General features: G+C 63.5%; 18 protein-coding genes and 1 pseudogene. 9 read left to right on the top strand and 10 right to left on the bottom strand.

What is annotated here, in order from left to right:
• Positions 1 to 18 precede the first annotated feature (18 nt).
• Positions 19 to 1,242, bottom strand: a complete 1,224-nt coding sequence (locus WJT74_RS04555; RefSeq protein ID WP_343347383.1) for a tetratricopeptide repeat protein — start codon at positions 1,240 to 1,242, stop codon at positions 19 to 21.
• 180 nt (positions 1,243 to 1,422) lie between these two features.
• Here WJT74_RS04555 and WJT74_RS04550 point away from each other — a divergent pair, with 180 nt between their 5' ends.
• The 4 genes from WJT74_RS04550 to trmFO all read left to right on the top strand — a co-directional run bounded on the left by WJT74_RS04550 (position 1,423) and on the right by trmFO (position 7,085).
• Positions 1,423 to 2,187 carry a YaaA family protein gene (locus tag WJT74_RS04550; RefSeq protein WP_343347380.1) on the top strand — a complete coding sequence of 255 codons (765 nt, stop codon included), beginning with the start codon at positions 1,423 to 1,425 and terminating at the stop codon, positions 2,185 to 2,187.
• 129 nt (positions 2,188 to 2,316) lie between these two features.
• On the top strand, positions 2,317 to 5,103 hold the full coding sequence (gyrA, locus tag WJT74_RS04545; RefSeq protein ID WP_343347378.1) for a DNA gyrase subunit A: 2,787 nt from the start codon (positions 2,317 to 2,319) through the stop codon (positions 5,101 to 5,103).
• Between the two features lie 60 nt (positions 5,104 to 5,163).
• Positions 5,164 to 5,637, top strand: coding sequence for a host attachment family protein (locus WJT74_RS04540; RefSeq protein WP_343347376.1), 474 nt, complete (start codon positions 5,164 to 5,166; stop codon positions 5,635 to 5,637).
• Positions 5,638 to 5,717: 80 nt separating this feature from the next.
• Complete coding sequence (gene trmFO / locus WJT74_RS04535; protein ID WP_343347374.1) at positions 5,718 to 7,085, top strand: methylenetetrahydrofolate--tRNA-(uracil(54)-C(5))-methyltransferase (FADH(2)-oxidizing) TrmFO; 1,368 nt, start codon at positions 5,718 to 5,720, stop codon at positions 7,083 to 7,085.
• 21 nt (positions 7,086 to 7,106) lie between these two features.
• Here trmFO and WJT74_RS04530 read toward each other — a convergent pair whose 3' ends face one another.
• The 7 genes and pseudogenes from WJT74_RS04530 to eno all read right to left on the bottom strand — a co-directional run bounded on the left by WJT74_RS04530 (position 7,107) and on the right by eno (position 12,481).
• Entirely contained in the window at positions 7,107 to 7,574 is a 468-nt protein-coding gene (locus tag WJT74_RS04530) for a hypothetical protein (protein ID WP_343347372.1), read from the bottom strand.
• A 58-nt stretch (positions 7,575 to 7,632) separates the two neighbouring features.
• Positions 7,633 to 7,893, bottom strand: coding sequence for a hypothetical protein (locus WJT74_RS04525; RefSeq protein WP_343347369.1), 261 nt, complete (start codon positions 7,891 to 7,893; stop codon positions 7,633 to 7,635).
• Between the two features lie 210 nt (positions 7,894 to 8,103).
• Positions 8,104 to 8,202, bottom strand: a pseudogene (locus tag WJT74_RS12220) (hypothetical protein); the annotation flags it as partial.
• 73 nt (positions 8,203 to 8,275) lie between these two features.
• Positions 8,276 to 9,664, bottom strand: coding sequence for a pyruvate dehydrogenase complex E1 component subunit beta (locus tag WJT74_RS04515; RefSeq protein WP_343347365.1), 1,389 nt, complete (start codon positions 9,662 to 9,664; stop codon positions 8,276 to 8,278).
• A complete protein-coding gene (pdhA, locus tag WJT74_RS04510; protein ID WP_343347362.1) occupies positions 9,664 to 10,734 on the bottom strand; it encodes a pyruvate dehydrogenase (acetyl-transferring) E1 component subunit alpha in 1,071 nt (356 codons plus the stop codon). Before pdhA ends, WJT74_RS04515 begins: the two co-directional genes overlap by 1 nt.
• A gap of 84 nt (positions 10,735 to 10,818) precedes the next feature.
• Complete coding sequence (locus WJT74_RS04505; RefSeq protein WP_343347360.1) at positions 10,819 to 11,124, bottom strand: FtsB family cell division protein; 306 nt, start codon at positions 11,122 to 11,124, stop codon at positions 10,819 to 10,821.
• Between the two features lie 76 nt (positions 11,125 to 11,200).
• The gene (eno, locus tag WJT74_RS04500) at positions 11,201 to 12,481 is read right to left on the bottom strand and encodes a phosphopyruvate hydratase (protein ID WP_343347358.1); all 1,281 of its coding nucleotides are present in this window, start codon (positions 12,479 to 12,481) and stop codon (positions 11,201 to 11,203) included.
• A gap of 135 nt (positions 12,482 to 12,616) precedes the next feature.
• Here eno and WJT74_RS04495 point away from each other — a divergent pair, with 135 nt between their 5' ends.
• The 5 genes from WJT74_RS04495 to WJT74_RS04475 all read left to right on the top strand — a co-directional run bounded on the left by WJT74_RS04495 (position 12,617) and on the right by WJT74_RS04475 (position 14,885).
• The gene (locus tag WJT74_RS04495) at positions 12,617 to 13,237 is read left to right on the top strand and encodes a hypothetical protein (RefSeq protein WP_343347356.1); all 621 of its coding nucleotides are present in this window, start codon (positions 12,617 to 12,619) and stop codon (positions 13,235 to 13,237) included.
• Positions 13,237 to 13,638 (top strand): phage holin family protein, encoded by a 402-nt coding sequence (locus tag WJT74_RS04490; protein ID WP_343347353.1) that lies wholly within the window; start codon positions 13,237 to 13,239, stop codon positions 13,636 to 13,638. Before WJT74_RS04495 ends, WJT74_RS04490 begins: the two co-directional genes overlap by 1 nt.
• The gene (locus tag WJT74_RS04485) at positions 13,635 to 14,114 is read left to right on the top strand and encodes a hypothetical protein (protein ID WP_343347350.1); all 480 of its coding nucleotides are present in this window, start codon (positions 13,635 to 13,637) and stop codon (positions 14,112 to 14,114) included. The genes WJT74_RS04490 and WJT74_RS04485 overlap by 4 nt, the downstream gene beginning before the upstream one ends.
• Before the next feature lie 2 nt (positions 14,115 to 14,116).
• Positions 14,117 to 14,581, top strand: coding sequence for a hypothetical protein (locus WJT74_RS04480; RefSeq protein WP_343347348.1), 465 nt, complete (start codon positions 14,117 to 14,119; stop codon positions 14,579 to 14,581).
• Between the two features lie 61 nt (positions 14,582 to 14,642).
• Entirely contained in the window at positions 14,643 to 14,885 is a 243-nt protein-coding gene (locus tag WJT74_RS04475; RefSeq protein WP_343347346.1) for a DUF4170 domain-containing protein, read from the top strand.
• On the opposite strand, the gene WJT74_RS04470 is transcribed toward WJT74_RS04475, so the two are convergent.
• Together WJT74_RS04470 and greA are read right to left on the bottom strand one after the other, a co-directional pair.
• A complete protein-coding gene (locus tag WJT74_RS04470) occupies positions 14,882 to 15,514 on the bottom strand; it encodes a rhomboid family intramembrane serine protease (protein WP_343347344.1) in 633 nt (210 codons plus the stop codon). The genes WJT74_RS04475 and WJT74_RS04470 overlap by 4 nt on opposite strands.
• Entirely contained in the window at positions 15,514 to 15,990 is a 477-nt protein-coding gene (gene greA / locus WJT74_RS04465) for a transcription elongation factor GreA (protein ID WP_343347342.1), read from the bottom strand. The genes WJT74_RS04470 and greA overlap by 1 nt, the downstream gene beginning before the upstream one ends.
• Positions 15,991 to 16,039: the final 49 nt, after the last annotated feature.

Below are 16,039 nucleotides of genomic sequence, written 5' to 3'. Positions count from 1 at the left end.
TCGGTCGCGTCGGGCGGATCAGCCCTGCGTTGCAAACCACGCCTGCCAAAGGTCGGCGAGCGCGTCGTAATTGCCGCCCACCCGATCGAAGGCAGCGTTGGCCGTGGCCATGTCGCCGTTCATGCCGGCGGCCATCCCGAGACGCAGGTTGACGGTATTGGCGTCGACGCCGTCGCGCGACAAAGCGGCCTGATAGATGGCCACGGCATTGGCGTAGTCGCCATAGCCATAATAGGCATCGGCGGTCGCGATCATCCCTCGCAGCTGGTTCGCGGTGGCGGCTTCGACACTGTCGAGGCTGGCACGATCGCCGCGGGCCTTTTCATTCGCGATACGGATGACTTCGGCATAGGTGCTGTTCGACGGATCGACGATACCCTTGGCAACGCCGTCGTCCATCACCGCCTTGGCTTCGCCGGGGAAACCCTGAGCCAGCAACTGGTCCGCCAGATAGGCATAATCGCCGGCCTGCGGCATGACGCCCACCGCGCGCTGGAAACGCAGCACGTCGATCACTTCGGCATCGCTGTACTGACGGGCATCCTGAAGCAGCGCGACGACTTCGCGCCAGTTGGCATCGGTCGGATAGGCGCTCACCCAACGGGCGGCGAGCGGCATCATCCCCGGGACCTTCTCGTTGTAGGCCAGGCCGACCGCGCGCTGATACCATTCCTCGGGTACCGTCTGACCCGCGGCGTTACGCTGATCGATATACTGCTTGTACGTCGCGAACGCCTTGGGCGCGTCGCCGCTTTTGTAGATGCTGTCGGCAAGGAACAGCACCGCCTGATTGCTGTTCGGATCGAGCGCAACGGCGTCACGCGCGATGTCGGCCGACAGCGCGTAGTTGGGGACGCGGTAGGCCGTGTCGCTCACCGACAGGAACTGTTCGCCAAGGCGGGCTCGGTCGATCTGCGGCGAATTGCTGTCGCGCATCATCTTGAGCGCGGCATACATGTCGGCGAGATTCTCCGTCTCCACCGCATAGTTCAGCTTCAGCTGACCCAGCACGAAGCGATCGTCGGCCGTTTCGACCTGATTCTCCGCTGCCGTGATCAGACCCGGGACCGCATCCATCTGGCCGTCAGTCATCGCGGTCTGGATCTTGGCGAGCGCCTGGCCGCCCTTCTGCGAGAACTGCGGCTTGTACTGCTCGGCGTCCTGCGCGTTGGCGGTCGCGGGCATCGCCGTCAAGGCGGTGCCGGTCAGAGCAAGCGTAAGAGCGGTGAAAACGGCTTTCATTCGGGTCTCCTGGAAACGATGTTCGGTGTTGGGGCGGACATACCGCACGCCCCCTTTGTCTGTCACCCTTATAGCAAGGCCGGGCTGAACACGGGATGACAAGTGCTGCGGAAAATCGCCGGAAAATACCGTCTTATCGCGGTTTTGACGCTCGGCGCAGCTTCGGCTAGCGAGACCGACATGCTGATCATTCTTTCGCCCGCCAAGTCCCTCGATCTCGATACTCCCTACGACGACGAACCGAGCGTTCCCCGCTTCGAGCGCAAGGCGGCGCAAATCGCCCGTGCCGCTCAAACCCTGGATGCCGACGATCTGAAGCGCATCATGAGGGTGTCGGACAAACTCGCCACCCTCAACAAGGAACGTTACGCTAATTATTTCGATACCGACACGCGGCCCGCCATCCGTACGTTCGCCGGCGATGTCTACCGAGGCTTCGACGCGGCCAGTATCGACGACGACGCGATGGACTATGCCCAGGACCATGTGCGCATCCTGTCGGGACTCTATGGCCTTCTGCGTCCGCTCGACCGAATGCGACCCTATCGGCTCGAGATGGGAACGGGATGGTCGCCGGAGAAAGGCGAGGAAGGCAAGCTCACCGAATATTGGGGAGATGCCGTCGCCAAGGAATTGCGCAAACAGTTGCGGGAGGAAGGATCGAACGTCCTGCTCAACCTTGCCAGCAACGAATATTACGATGTCGTTCGCGGTCAATTGCCCACGAAACTCACGATCGTGGCGCCAGACTTCCGGGTGCGCACGGCGAAAGGCCTCCAGTTCCAGAGCTTTGCCGCCAAGGTGGCGCGCGGCGCGATGGCGCGCTGGGTCTGCGACGAACGGATCGAGAGCGTCGAGGCGCTTCGCGACTTCGACCGGGATGGCTGGCGCTACTCTGAAGAGGATTCGGACGAGAACGCGCCATTGTTCGTGCGCGAGGGCTAGTACTCTTTACGTTTACGGCAACCGCATCATTCGCCGTGGCGCTTTCTGCGGCCCCCTGCTAGATTTCGGGCCTGAATTGAGTCGCACCGGTTCTCGGCCGCGACCGGTCCGAATCTAGCAGGATGCCTCATGGTCGACACCCCCGGCGATACTCTCCCCGTCCCCTCAGGCGACATCGAACCAATCTCGATCGTGGACGAGATGAAGTCGAGCTATCTCGACTACGCGATGAGCGTGATCGTCAGCCGCGCCTTGCCGGATGTACGTGACGGATTGAAGCCGGTCCATCGCCGCATTCTCTATGCCTGTCAGGAAGCGGGCTACGTCGCAGGTCGGCCGTATCGCAAATCCAGCCGTATCGTCGGTGACGTCATGGGTAAGTACCACCCCCACGGCGACAGCGCGATCTACGACGCGCTCGCGCGTATGACGCAGGACTGGAGTCTGCGGGTCCCGTTGGTCGACGGTCAGGGGAACTTCGGGTCGATGGACCCCGATCCCCCCGCCGCCATGCGCTACACCGAGGCGCGACTCGCGAAGGTCGCGAATTTCCTGCTCGGCGACATCGACAAGGAAACGGTCGCCTTCCAGGATAACTACGACGGATCCGAAAGCGAGCCGACCGTGCTTCCGGCGCGCTTCCCGAATCTGCTCGTCAACGGCGCGGGCGGTATCGCGGTCGGCATGGCAACCAACATACCGCCGCACAATCTGGGCGAGGTGATCCAGGCCTGCAAAGCCTATATCGAGGATCCAGCCATCAGTGTCGAAGGGCTGATGGAATATGTGAAGGGTCCCGATTTCCCGACGGGCGCCTCCTTGCTCGGCGCCAGCGGGATTCGCGCGGCCTACACCACCGGTCGCGGGTCGATGATGCTGCGGTCGAAATACGATATCGAGGAGGGGCGCGGCGACAAGCAGCAGATCGTGCTGACCGAAATCCCCTACCAGGTGGGCAAGGCCGGGCTAGTCGAGAAGATTGCCGAGGCCGCGAAGGACAAGCGGATCGAGGGCGTCGCGGACATCCGCGATGAATCGAACCGCGAGGGCGTGCGCATCGTCATCGAGTGCAAGCGAGACGCGACGCCCGAGGTGATCCTCAACCAGCTGTGGCGGCATACGCCCGCGCAATCCAGCTTTGCGGCCAACATGCTCGCGATCCGTGGCGGCAAGCCCGAGACGCTCGACCTTCGCGACATGATCGCGGCGTTCGTCAAGTTCCGCGAAGAGGTCATCACCAAGCGCTCGAAGTTCGAGCTCGCCAAGGCACGCGAGCGGGCGCACCTGTTGCTGGGTCTGGTCGTGGCCGTCACCAATCTGGACGAGGTCGTGGCGATCATCCGTGGATCGGCCACGCCTGCCGAAGCCCGCGAAAAGCTGCTGGCGCGCGAGTGGGGAATGGAGGAAATCCGCCCCTACATCGAACTGGTCGAAGGCGTCGTCTCCACGCAGGGCGAAGGCAGCTACCGCCTCTCCGAAGCGCAGGTGAAGGCGATCCTCGAACTGCGTCTGCACCGCCTCACCCAGCTCGGCCGCGACGAGATCGGCGACGAGTTGAAGGAGCTGTCGGTCACCATCGAGGAATTGCTCGAGATTCTGTCCAACCGCGCGCGGCTCTACGAAGTGTTGCGCGAGGAGCTGGACGAGGTCGAGGATCAGTACGCGACCCCCCGCAGGACCGAACTCGCGCCGGCTGCCGATGGCATCGAGGACGAGGATCTGATCGAGATCGAGGACATGGTCGTGACGGTGACCCACACCGGCTACATCAAGCGCACTCCTCTCGCCCTGTTCCGCGAACAGAAGCGCGGCGGCAAGGGCCGTGCCGGGATGAGCACCAAGGACGAGGATGTCGTCACGAACCTGTTCGTGACGACAACGCACAACCCGGTCCTGTTCTTCTCGAACAAGGGGATCGTCTACCGCAAGAAGGTGTGGAAGCTGCCCGAGGGCGGTCCGGCGGCGAAGGGCCGTCCGATGGTCAACCTGCTTCCCTTGGCCGAAGACGAGAAGATCACGACAGTCCTTCCCTTGCCGCAGGACGAGGCGGAATGGGCCGGCCTGCACCTGATGTTCGCGACGGAGGGCGGCACCGTCCGCCGCAACAGCATGGATGCGTTCACCAACGTTCCCTCGAACGGCAAGATCGCGATGAAGTTCGACGAGGGCGAAGATGGACGGCCGAGCGACCGGCTCGTGGGCGTTGATCTGTTGACCGAGGACGACGACGTGCTTCTCGCCACGCGCGACGGCAAGGCGATCCGCTTCGAGGCTACCAAAGTACGCGAGTTCGCCAGCCGCGCCTCGACCGGCGTTCGCGGCATCAGATTGCTGGGCGACGACAAGGTGATTTCGATGTCGATCCTGGGGTCCACCGGCTCGACGGCGGAAGAACGCGAGGCGTATCTGCGTTCTCCCGTCTGGCGCGACAATGACGGTGCCGCGGGGCTGGATGCCGAGCGCTACGCACGTCTCGCCGACAAGGAGGAATTCCTCCTGACCGTGACCGAGAACGGCTACGGCAAGCGCACCAGCACCTTCGAATATCGAGTCACCAACCGCGGCGGCCAGGGGGTGGCGAACATCGTGACCAGCGAACGCAACGGCGGTGTTGTCGCCAGCTTCCCGGTGGCGCAGGGCGAGCAACTGATGCTCGTGACAGACCAGGGCAAGATGATCCGCACCAGCGTCGCCGACATCCGCATCGCGGGCCGCAATACGCAGGGTGTCACGATCTTCAACGTCTCCAAGAACGAGAAAGTCGTCTCGGTGGCCTTGATCGACGAGGAAGAAGAGCCCGAGAACGTGGCCGAGGAAGCCGCAGCGGACGATCTGCAAGGAGATGAAAAGACGGTCGCTCCGACCGAGGGCGCGGACACGAGCGACGATAGCGCGGCCGGTCCGCAGGGCGAATAGACGGAACGGCTTCCCCCTGCTCCTCGTTGGTTCGAAAAGATCAACAATCAGGAGTTCTTCATGGGTATCGCCACCGACACGCTGGTCCTCGTCACCGACGGCCGCAAGATGCTGTTCCTTCGCAACGAAGGCGACACGGAGCACATGAACCTCGAGGTGGAGTCCAAACGCCGCCGCGACGACAGCCCCGACCGCGATCTTGGCACCGACGAGCCGGGCAGCGTTTTCTCTTCGGGATCGAACGCTCGTTCCTCCTATGAGGAAACCGATTTTCATCAGCTCGAGGAGGATCGCTGGGTCCACGAGGCCGCCGACCTCGTCAATTCGCGCGCGCTCAAGAACGAATTCGAGCAGCTCGTCATCATCGCTCCCCCGAAAGCGCTCGGCGAACTTCGTCCCAAGCTCCACAAGGAGACCGAGAAGCGCACGATCCTCCAGATCGACAAGGAGATGACGAACCAGCCGCTTAAGGACATCGAGGAACTCATCGAAGGCGAAACCGCCAAGGAAGCGCCGCCCGAAGTGTTGAGCTAGGTAAACCTGCAACCGGATCGAGAGGGCGGCCCGCGGGTCGCCCTTTTTTTGCGCGCCATCAAGCGGTAAGGCGCGACGCCATGACCCATCAAATTCATATCATCGGTGGCGGTCTCGCCGGATCGGAAGCCGCCTGGCAACTCGCGGAGGCTGGCGTGAAGGTGCGCTTGTCCGAAATGCGCGGCGGCGGCGACAGCACGCCCGCGCACGACACCGACCGGCTTGCCGAGATGGTCTGTTCCAACAGCTTCCGTTCCGACGATGCGGGATCGAACGCGGTCGGCCTGTTGCATCAAGAAATGCGGCGCCTGGGTTCGGTCATCATGGCGAAGGCCGATGCACACTCGGTTCCCGCAGGATCGGCGCTTGCGGTCGATCGCCACCTGTTTGCCGACGCCGTGACGCATGCGGTCGAAGGGCATCCGAACATCGCGGTCGTTCGCGAACGGATCGACGCGCTTCCCGAAACGGGCCTCACGATCATCGCGACCGGCCCTCTCACGGGAACGGCCCTCGCCGACAGCATTGCCAAGGCGACCGGCAAGGATGCGCTGGCCTTCTTCGATGCCATCGCGCCGATCGTGCATCGCGACAGCGTGGACATGGACATCGCCTGGTTCCAGTCGCGCTGGGACAAGGCTTCGGCTTCAGGCGGCGACAAGGATTACCTCAATTGCCCGATGGACAAGGCGCAGTACGACGCGTTCGTGGCCGCGCTGGTCGAAGGGGAAAAGACCGAGTTCAAGGAATGGGAGAAGGACACCCCCTATTTCGAGGGCTGCATGCCGATCGAGGTGATGGCCGAACGCGGGCCGGAAACGCTTCGGCACGGGCCGATGAAACCCGTCGGTCTCGACGATCCGCGAACCGGTCGCTGGCCTCACGCGGTCGTGCAGCTTCGGCAGGACAATGCGTTGGGCACGCTCTGGAACATGGTGGGATTTCAGACCAAGCTCAAATGGGGTGCTCAAAAGGAAATCTTCCGCACCATCCCAGGTCTGGAGAAGGCCGAGTTTGCCCGCCTTGGCGGCATTCATCGCAACAGTTTCATTCGTTCGCCCGAATTGCTCGATGATCAGTTGCGGCTGAAGTCCGCGCCGCACATCCGGTTCGCAGGACAGATTACGGGCTGCGAAGGCTATCTCGAAAGTGCGGCGGTGGGACTTATGGCAGCCCGTTTCGCTGCGGCCGAGATGAAGGGAGAGCGGTTCACTGCCCCGCCCGTCGAAACCGCTTTCGGAGCGCTGCTCGGTCATATCACCGGCGGCGCGGACGCCAGCACCTATCAGCCCATGAACATCAACTTCGGCCTGATGCCCCCGATTACCGGTCGAAAGATGAAGAAGACCGACCGGCGCAAGGCCTATACGAACCGGGCGCGCGCCGCGTTCGCGGCGTGGGTCGAAGCGGAAAATGTCGAGGACAAGCTGCCCGTCGCAGCGGAATAGACGTTCTCGGGTCGCCTTCCCCTAACAACTGCATGCCGGTTTCGATTGTCGCGGTTTGGGAGCCGTCGTCGCATATTCGACGCGCGTGAGCTTGCCGTTGCCATCGGCGTCGGCGCTCTCGAACTTGTCGATGGTCGTGATCGCCCATTCCTCGAAGCTCAGCGTTCCATCGCCATCGAGATCGAGGTTCGCGTAGCGCTTGCGGCGCGGTTGGACCAACTCGCTCAGCGTGATGATTTCGTCATCGTTCCGATCCGCGCGGTTGAATCGTTTCTGCTCCTTGCTGAGCGGATCGGCTTCGGGCGGTTGATCGGTGAATTCGGGAATGACCGGCAAGACGCGGCGACCCGTGTCGGGAACGTCCGCCTCCGCCATCTCGGCGGCGGGCGCGTCGGGCAGCACGGCCTCGGGCGCACTGTCACGCGCGAGCAGAACGGCTCCCGCGGTAACCAACAGACTTGCAGACACGCCGACGATCCAGCGAAGCATGGCGCTTCTCCCTCTGGCGATCCGGCCGGCCAACTGTATCCATTATGGAGGAAACGGGTCAACCGCTTCCGGTCACCTTGCCGGACAGGCGATGGCTGAGCATCGCCACTGCGCGCGCCGGGGTGGCTTCGGGCTCGGGCACGGTGCGAAGGAAGTCGCGCGCCGCAAGCCGCGCGAGCAGCGTCAACGGACGCAGCGGACGGATGAAGCGATGCCCCTTGAGCCAACGCATCAACGAATGGGCGGCGGGCGCGACCTCGTCGGGAACGAGGCCCCGTACGCGCGCCAGCATCGCCAACCGGCCGGCCGGGTCCAGCATGCTGTCGTCATGGCCCAGAAGGGTGGCGACCACCTCGAACAAGCGCGCGCCCCCTGCCCCCACTCGGTCGAGATCGACGTCGGGGGCCAGCAGGGCGGCGTAGCCATCCTCGATCGTGGCGACCTCAGACCCCCTCACCCCCAGCGGCAGGACAAGGTTCGCGACGGCGCGCAGCCGCGGTTCGGCGGGGGCGGACTGTTCGTCGAGCGCCTCGAGCGCCTCGCGCCACCAGGCGAGGCGGATCGCCCCGACTGCCGGTTCGGACGTGTCCGCGACGATCTCCGCGAACGTCGCGTCGAGGCGAAAAATCGCCTCGACCGCGTCGCGGACCTCAACGGGAAAGTGTGTCAGCGCCAGCGCCCGGTCGGGCGTCAGCGCACCCTCAGCGATAGGTGACGCGCCGCACTGCCTCCACGACCGCCTCGGGCTTGATCAGCGCCAGCTTCTCGAGATTGGCGGCATAGGGCAGCGGCACGTCCTCGTTGGTGACGCGAAGGACGGGGGCGTCCAGATCGTCGAACCCTTCCTCCATCGCGATGGCCATGATTTCGCTGCTGATCGAACAGCCGGGCCAGCCTTCCTCGACGCTGACCATTCGATTGGTCTTGGCGAGGCTGGCGAGCACGGTGCCGCGGTCGAGCGGACGCAGGGTGCGCAGATCGATGACCTCCGCATCGATGCCGTCCTCGGCAAGTCTGTTCGCGGCGTCGAGCGCCACGCCCACGCCGATCGAATAGCTGACGATGGTGACGTCGCTTCCCTCGCGCGCAATCCGCGCCTTGCCGATCGGGAGGACATAGTCGTCGACCTGCGGCACGTCGAAATTCTGCCCGTAGAGCAATTCGTTCTCGAGGAAGACGACCGGGTCCTCGCTGCGGATCGCAGCTTTCAACAGCCCCTTCGCGTCGGCGGCGGTGTAGGGCGCGATGACGATAAGTCCCGGGACGCTGGCGTACCACGGGCCGTAATTCTGGCTGTGCTGCGCCGCGACGCGACTGGCGGCGCCATTGGGACCGCGGAACACGATGGGGCAACGCATCTGGCCGCCGGACATGTAATTCGTCTTCGCGGCCGAATTGATGATGTGATCGATCGCCTGCATAGCGAAATTGAAGGTCATGAACTCGATGACGGGGCGAAGGCCGCCCATCGCGGCGCCGGCGCCCAGTCCTGCGAACCCATGTTCGGTGATGGGCGTATCGACGACGCGCTTCGATCCAAATTCATCGAGCAGGCCCTGCGTGACCTTGTAGGCGCCCTGATATTCGGCAACTTCCTCGCCCATCACGAAGACGCGATCGTCGGACCGCATTTCCTCGGCCATCGCGTCGCGCAAGGCCTCGCGCACGCTGGTGGCGACCGTTTCGGTGCCCTCGGGAAGGTCGGCGTAGACGTGGCTGATCTTGCTGGTGGACGGCAGGTCCTTGGTAATCGCTGCCTCGCTTTCCTCTCGTCCGACGTCCTTGCCTTCTCCGTCGTCGTTCGAGGCTTCGGCGTTGGCCGGTGCCGCATCATCCGAAACGTCCTCGCCTTCCTCGCCGATCATCGCGATCGCAGTTCCGACGGCGACATTGTCGGTCCCTTCGGGTACGAGAATCTTGAGCAGCGTCCCCTCGTCGACCGCTTCGAATTCCATCGTCGCCTTGTCGGTCTCGATTTCGGCGAGAATATCGCCCGCCGCGACCTCGTCGCCCTCGGACTTGAGCCACTTTGCGAGCGTGCCCTCTTCCATCGTCGGCGAGAGGGCGGGCATCTTCAGTTCGGTCGCCATCAATAGCTCTCCACCAGAACGTCGGTATAGAGTTCGTCCGCCTCCGGCTCCGGTGCGTCTTCGGCGAACTTGGCCGCCTCCTTGATGCGCTCCTTGATCTCGTCGTCGATCGCCTTGAGCTCTTCCTCGCCCGCGCCCATATTCAGCAATTCCTGCTTCGCCTGTTCGAGCGGATCGCGTCCGCCCCGGAAACTGTCGACCTCGTCGCGCGTGCGATATTTGGCGGGGTCGGACATCGAATGGCCGCGATACCGATAGGTCATCAGTTCGAGCAGGATCGGCCCCTTCCCGCTGCGCGTCCATTCCAGCGCGACTTCTGCCGCCCCGCGCACTGCCAGGACGTCCATCCCGTCGACTTGGATGCCGGGGATCTGAAAGCTCTTCCCGCGTTTCCACAGTTCGGGTTCGGACGCCGAGCGCTTCACGCTCGTGCCCATCGCATATTGGTTGTTCTCGATAGCGTAGATGATTGGCAGATCCCACAGCTCGGCCATGTTGAAGCTCTCGTAGACCTGGCCCTGGTTCGCCGCGCCGTCGCCGAAATAGGACAGGTTGACGCCTCCATCGCCGCTATACTGGTGCTTGAAGGCAAGACCGGTGCCGAGGCTGACCTGCGCCCCGACAATGCCGTGACCGCCGTAGAAACCATGTTCGACGCTGAACATGTGCATCGAGCCGCCCTTGCCCTTCGAAATACCGGCGGCCCGTCCGGTCAGTTCGGCCATGATCACGTTGGGATCGATGCCGTAGGCAAGCATGTGGCCATGGTCGCGATAGCCGGTGATGACGCTGTCCTTGCCGACTTCCATCGCCGACTGGAGGCCAACGGCGACCGCTTCCTGCCCAATATAAAGGTGACAGAATCCGCCGATGAGCCCGAGGCCGTAAAGCTGGCCGGCACGCTCTTCGAACCGGCGGATGAGGAGCATCTGCTTGTAGAGTTCGAGCAGTTGGTCCTGTGTCGCCTCGTAGCGCTTCGGCTGAGGCGGTTCGGGCATATTCTTCTGGGAATCGAGGGTTCGCGATGCGGCCTTCTTCGAAGGCGCCTTTCGGGCCGGCTTCTTCGCCATGATCTCTCCTGTTCTCGGCGTGGCTATAGGTGCGACGCTACGGAAAAGGCAATCGTTCCCGGCAAGGAATGTGAACGTTTCCGCTCAGTCGAGCGGAATGATTATCTCGTCGTCGCGGATCAGGCCGAGGTCGCGGCGTACCAGCTCCTCCGCCATGTCGGGATCGGCGGCGCGCGGATTGAGAAGATCCGAGCGGTGCTTCAGCGCATCGCGTTCGGCCTGCAGTGAAACGAGCTCGGCGCGACGCTCGTCGAGCGCACGAACGTGCCCGCCCCAGGCGAGCAGCCCGTTGTCGCCCGCAATGGCATATGTCGCGAAGTTGCCGATAATGACGAACGCGATCAACGGCCAAACGACCCGCTTCAGCAATCCCGTCGATCCGCTCTTCATCCCCATAGCGCGCTTAGACCATGAAACGAAAAATAAACCAAGAAAATTTCGCGCCGAAGACGCTGTTTTGCCGCGCCTATTTGACGTGCAGCGCCCCTCGGCCGAGGTAGCAGGCATTGTCGCCCAGTTCTTCCTCGATGCGCAGGAGCTGATTGTATTTCGCGGTCCGGTCGGCGCGTGCGAGGCTGCCGGTCTTGATCTGGCCGCACGACAAGGCGACCGCGAGATCGGCGATGGTCGTATCCTCGGTTTCGCCCGACCGATGGCTCATCACGGTAGTGTAACGGGCATGCTGCGCCATACGTACGGCCTCGATCGTCTCCGTCAGCGTGCCGATCTGGTTGACCTTCACCAGCAGCGAATTGGCGAGGCCACCGGAAATGCCGTCCTCGAGCCGTTCGGTGTTGGTGACGAACAGGTCGTCGCCGACCAATTGCACCTTGGCGCCGATGCGATCCGTCAGCATCTTCCATCCCGCAAAATCGTCTTCGGCCATGCCGTCCTCGATCGACAGGATGGGATATTCCTCGGCGAGCTTTGCCAGTTCCTCGACCATGTCCGCGGGTTGGAGCGTGCGCCCCTCGCCCTCTAGCGCGTAGGTGCCGTTGCGATAGAATTCGGTCGCGGCGCAATCCAGAGCGATCACGATCTCGCGGCCCAGCGTGAAGCCCGCCAGGTCGCAGGCCTCTCCGATCGTGTCGAGCGCGTCGCGGCTCGATTTCAACGCGGGCGCGAACCCGCCCTCGTCGCCGATCGCGACCGACAGACCGCGTTCGGACAACACGCCCTTCAAGGCGTGAAAGATTTCCGCGCCCATGCGGAGCGCTTCGGAAAAGTCCTCGGCGCCGACCGGCATCACCATGAATTCCTGGAAATCGATCGGATTGTCGGCGTGCGCACCGCCGTTGAGAATGTTCATCATCGGGACGGGCATGATCGTCGCCCCCACGCCTCCGACATACCGATAGAGCGGCAGCCGGCAGGCCTCGGCGGCGGCTTTCGCAGTCGCGAGGCTCACCCCGAGAATGGCATTGGCCCCAAGCTTGCCCTTGTTTTCAGTGCCGTCGAGATCGAGCAGGCTGGCGTCGAGCTCGGCCTGGTCTTCGGCTTCCATCCCGGTCAGCGCCTTCGCGATCGGACCGGTCACGTTGTGAACGGCCTGCGATACGCCCTTTCCACCCCAGCGTGCCTTGTCGCCGTCGCGAAGCTCGACCGCTTCATGAGCGCCGGTGGAGGCCCCCGAGGGAACGGCCGCGCGTCCCATCGATCCGTCTTCCAGCGTGACATCGACCTCGACGGTGGGATTGCCGCGGCTGTCGAGGATCTGGCGGGCGTGGATATCGATGATGGCGGTCAAGGCGCGGGCTCCTTCTGATGCACGGGCGCGCCGTAGCGAGCGCGGCGGGACCGCGCAATATCGCGGGAGAGCAACGGAACGCTGTCGGGGGGTGGCGGGTTGGTTCGGCAACGTAAGAAATATCGAGGAGTATCTATGCCCACCCCGACCGAAACCGACCTGCCGGAGCGGACCGACCGCATCGTACCCGGCGCTTCCAAGACCGCAACCGACCTCGAAAGGGATCCGATCGTGGACACGCAGAATAACAATACCGATTCCCTGAACGAGCCGACCGGCACGACTCGCGGCAAGGCGCGCGACAAGGTCGTCGCCAAGGTTAGCGAAGCCCGTACGACTATCGCGAAGGAAGCCGCCGGCAAGACTCGCGGGATGGTTGGCGATGGCCTCAGCAAGGGTTCCGAAACGATCAGCAGCATGTCGCGCCTCGTCAGCGATACCGCCGGTAACATCGATGAATCGCTCGGCGCCGAATATGGCGATTATGCCCGATCCGCCGCGAAATATCTGGACGACACCGCCCAGAAGATCGCCTCGAAGGATCCGGACGAGTTGGTGAACGACGTGCGCGACTTCGTGCGCAAGAGCCCCGGCATGGCACTGGGCGCGGCGGCCGTGGTCGGCTTCGCGCTGGCCCGTGTCGTATCGGCAGGCTTCGACGCCGAACGTAGCGACAGTCTCGACGATCTGGGCACCACGCCGCCGCGTGATGGCGACGTGCCTCCGATCGATCCGGTGCAGACGCCCCGCGTCTAGTGCTGGACACCTCGCCCCCGAAACAGACGCCGCAGGTCGCGCCGTCCGAGCGTGATCGCGAAGTGCCCGATCCGCAGGCGCCTCTCGACCCCGACAAGTCGATCGGCGAACTAATCGGTCGCATCGTCGAGGACGGACGCGAACTGGTCGGTGCCGAAGTCTCGCTGGCGCGAGCCAAGGCGATGGTCGAGGCACGCCGCTACAAGAAGTCCGCGATGCTTTTCGGGGTCGCCTTCGTCTTCGCGGTCGCCGCGCTTGTCGCCTTCGCCGTCGGCATGACGCTGGCACTGGCCACGATCATCGGCCCGCTTCTCGGCGGACTGGTGGCAACGATCCTGTTCCTGGGAATCGCGGCGGTTGTCGCGCGAGCGGGTGCCAAACGCCTGGAGGACGGTGAATGAGTATCGATCCCAAAGTGCTATCCGCAAAGAACGACGTCGAGGTGAAGCGCGCACAATTGCTTCATTCGGTAAAGTTCGCGCTCGGGGAGACCAAACGCCGCCTCGCCCCCGATCTCATCGCCGAAATGGCGTGGGTGGAAACCAAGCGGGCCGGCAGCAAGGTTGCGGACAAAGCGGTGGATTTCACCAAACGCAAACCTGTGCTCGTCGGCGGCCTCGCGGCTGCCTTCGGATTGTTTCTCGCGCGCAAACCTGTCGGCAGGTTGGCAGTCAGCGGCGTCGAGAAATTGACCGGTGACGATGAGAATCGCGACGAGGTCGAGAAACGCGGGGCGTTGCCCCGCACGTCTCGTACGGAGACCGCGACGCCGAGCGTCGACGAGTTCCGGGACGCCACCACCCCGATCGAAGACAAGAAACCACGGCCGGTATCCAAGAAACCGGCACGAACCAAACAAACGGAGACGACGAAATGAGTGTGAAAGACAAAGCCAACGAAGCCAAGATGAAGGCCGGTCAGGCCGCTAGCGACGCCAAGGTCAGCGCTTCCCGCGCCTATGACAGTGCCCGGACCAAGGCAGTGGATGCCTACGGCAGTGCGCGCCAGGGTGCACGTGACGGAGCGCGCAAGGCGGGCGACGGTCTCGAACGGAATCCGCTGATTGCGCTCGCGGCCGGTCTCGGTCTCGGTGCACTGATCGGCGCACTCGTGCCGCGCAGTCAGAAGGAAAAGGAATTGCTCCGCGACGTGGGCAAGGACATCAACACGCGCGCCCACGGCGCGTTCGACGCCGCCAAGTCGGCCGGACAGAAGCAGCTAGAAGAGCGTGGTCTTACGACCGAAGCGGCCGAAAATGCGGTGCGTGACGTCGCCCGCGACGTCAGCGCTGCAGCCAAGCAGTCGGCGAGCGCGGCGACCGAAGCCGCCAAGAACAAGAAGTAGGACCCGAAGAGTTGCTCATCGCGGCTTCGCAAAGTGGTTTTTTGCTGCTAGCGGGCCGCGCATGAGCAAGCTCCATCTCGTTTTCGGCGGCCGGGTCAAGGATCCGCGCGGCCTCGAATTCACCGACCTCGATGCCATCGAAATGGTCGGCCTGTATGACAATTACGCCGCTGCGGAAGAAGCGTGGCGCGGCGCAGCGCAGCGGACCGTGGACGAGGCTGACGTCAAATATGTCGTCGTCCACCTGCATCGCTTGCTCGAACCCGACGAAAAGATGCTCGAAAAGGAAGGCGACGCCTCCTAGAGCGCGTGTCGGGGTCCTCCTTCGACCCTTAGAAATCCATTCGCCAGCAGTCCGACGACGAAGCCGCCGATGTGCGCGGGCGTCGCGATCAGCGTGCCGTCCATCGTCCCCATCCAGTCCACCATCAACTGCAGCACCACCCAGGCGGCGAGCAGCCAGATCACGTGGATCGCACGGTCGACATTGCGGGATCCGGTCACCCTTTTTGCCTTACCGAAGCGGACGGCAAACGCACCGACCACTGCGCTGACCGCTCCCGACGCGCCAACCATGGGGACGGCGGCGACCGGGTCCAGCAGCCATTGCGCGGCGGCTGCCCCATACGCTCCGACGATGTAGAGAAGGACGAACTGGCCCGCGCCTACCAGACGCTCCAATTGGAACCCGCAATAGAGCAGGATGACAAGGTTGAAAGCGAGATGCGCGAAGCCCGCATGGAGCAATGCAGCCGTCAGAGGTGTCAGGAATGCCGGTATCGCGTCCGGCAATGGAATAAGGCCCGCCACTCGCGCGGGAATGAAGCCGCCCAGCACGAACGCCCTCCCCTCGCCAATGAGCACGAGGACGAGGACGAAGACGATCGCGGTCAGCACGGCGATGACGCCGGTGGCCGACCGCAGCAACGCCATTATTTGAACTCGACCTTCTCGATCTCGTAATATTTCTCGCCTGCGGGGGTCGTGACCTCGATCTCGTCCCCGACGCTGCGCCCGATCAGCGCGCGCGCCAGCGGCGAATTGAAGTTGATACGACCCGAGGCCGCGTCGGCCTCGCTTTCGCCGACAAGCTGGTAGGTTTTCGGATTGTCGTCCTCGTCGACGAGGTGAACGGTAGCGCCGAACACCACCTTGTCCCCCGACAATGTCGTCGGATCGATCACCATCGCGCGGGACAGTTGGTCCTCGATATGCGAGATGGTCGCCTCGATCTGACCCTGCCGCTCCTTGGCGGCGTGATATTCCGCGTTTTCCGACAAGTCTCCATGCGCACGCGCTTCTTCGATCGCATCGATCACCGCGGGGCGTTCGATCGTCTTCAGCCGCTTCACTTCGGCGGAAAGCTTTTGATGGCCCTCGGCCAGCATGGGCACCTTTTCGCTTGCCATCGCACTTCAATCCTTCGTCAAAACCGTTCTGTTGCTGCAATACGCAGCG

This window comes from Sphingomicrobium sp. XHP0239, from assembly GCF_039555325.1.
Lineage (GTDB): Bacteria > Pseudomonadota > Alphaproteobacteria > Sphingomonadales > Sphingomonadaceae > Sphingomicrobium > Sphingomicrobium maritimum.
Note: the sequence above shows the minus strand (reverse complement) of the source record. Positions and strands in the feature narration are given on the sequence as shown.

Excerpts from the sequence above, each read along its gene's own strand:
- gyrA (WP_343347378.1), top strand. The coding sequence starts at position 2,317 with ATGGTCGACACCCCCGGCGATACTCTCCCCGTCCCCTCAGGCGACATC.
- WJT74_RS04540 (WP_343347376.1), top strand. The coding sequence starts at position 5,164 with ATGGGTATCGCCACCGACACGCTGGTCCTCGTCACCGACGGCCGCAAG.
- greA (WP_343347342.1), bottom strand. The coding sequence starts at position 15,990 with ATGGCAAGCGAAAAGGTGCCCATGCTGGCCGAGGGCCATCAAAAGCTT.
- trmFO (WP_343347374.1), top strand. The coding sequence starts at position 5,718 with ATGACCCATCAAATTCATATCATCGGTGGCGGTCTCGCCGGATCGGAA.
- WJT74_RS04525 (WP_343347369.1), bottom strand. The coding sequence starts at position 7,893 with ATGCTGGACCCGGCCGGCCGGTTGGCGATGCTGGCGCGCGTACGGGGC.
- WJT74_RS04555 (WP_343347383.1), bottom strand. The coding sequence starts at position 1,242 with ATGAAAGCCGTTTTCACCGCTCTTACGCTTGCTCTGACCGGCACCGCC.
- WJT74_RS04475 (WP_343347346.1), top strand. The coding sequence starts at position 14,643 with ATGAGCAAGCTCCATCTCGTTTTCGGCGGCCGGGTCAAGGATCCGCGC.
- WJT74_RS04495 (WP_343347356.1), top strand. The coding sequence starts at position 12,617 with ATGCCCACCCCGACCGAAACCGACCTGCCGGAGCGGACCGACCGCATC.
- WJT74_RS04470 (WP_343347344.1), bottom strand. The coding sequence starts at position 15,514 with ATGGCGTTGCTGCGGTCGGCCACCGGCGTCATCGCCGTGCTGACCGCG.
- WJT74_RS04530 (WP_343347372.1), bottom strand. The coding sequence starts at position 7,574 with ATGCTTCGCTGGATCGTCGGCGTGTCTGCAAGTCTGTTGGTTACCGCG.
- pdhA (WP_343347362.1), bottom strand. The coding sequence starts at position 10,734 with ATGGCGAAGAAGCCGGCCCGAAAGGCGCCTTCGAAGAAGGCCGCATCG.
- WJT74_RS04515 (WP_343347365.1), bottom strand. The coding sequence starts at position 9,664 with ATGGCGACCGAACTGAAGATGCCCGCCCTCTCGCCGACGATGGAAGAG.
- WJT74_RS04485 (WP_343347350.1), top strand. The coding sequence starts at position 13,635 with ATGAGTATCGATCCCAAAGTGCTATCCGCAAAGAACGACGTCGAGGTG.
- WJT74_RS04550 (WP_343347380.1), top strand. The coding sequence starts at position 1,423 with ATGCTGATCATTCTTTCGCCCGCCAAGTCCCTCGATCTCGATACTCCC.
- WJT74_RS04505 (WP_343347360.1), bottom strand. The coding sequence starts at position 11,124 with ATGAAGAGCGGATCGACGGGATTGCTGAAGCGGGTCGTTTGGCCGTTG.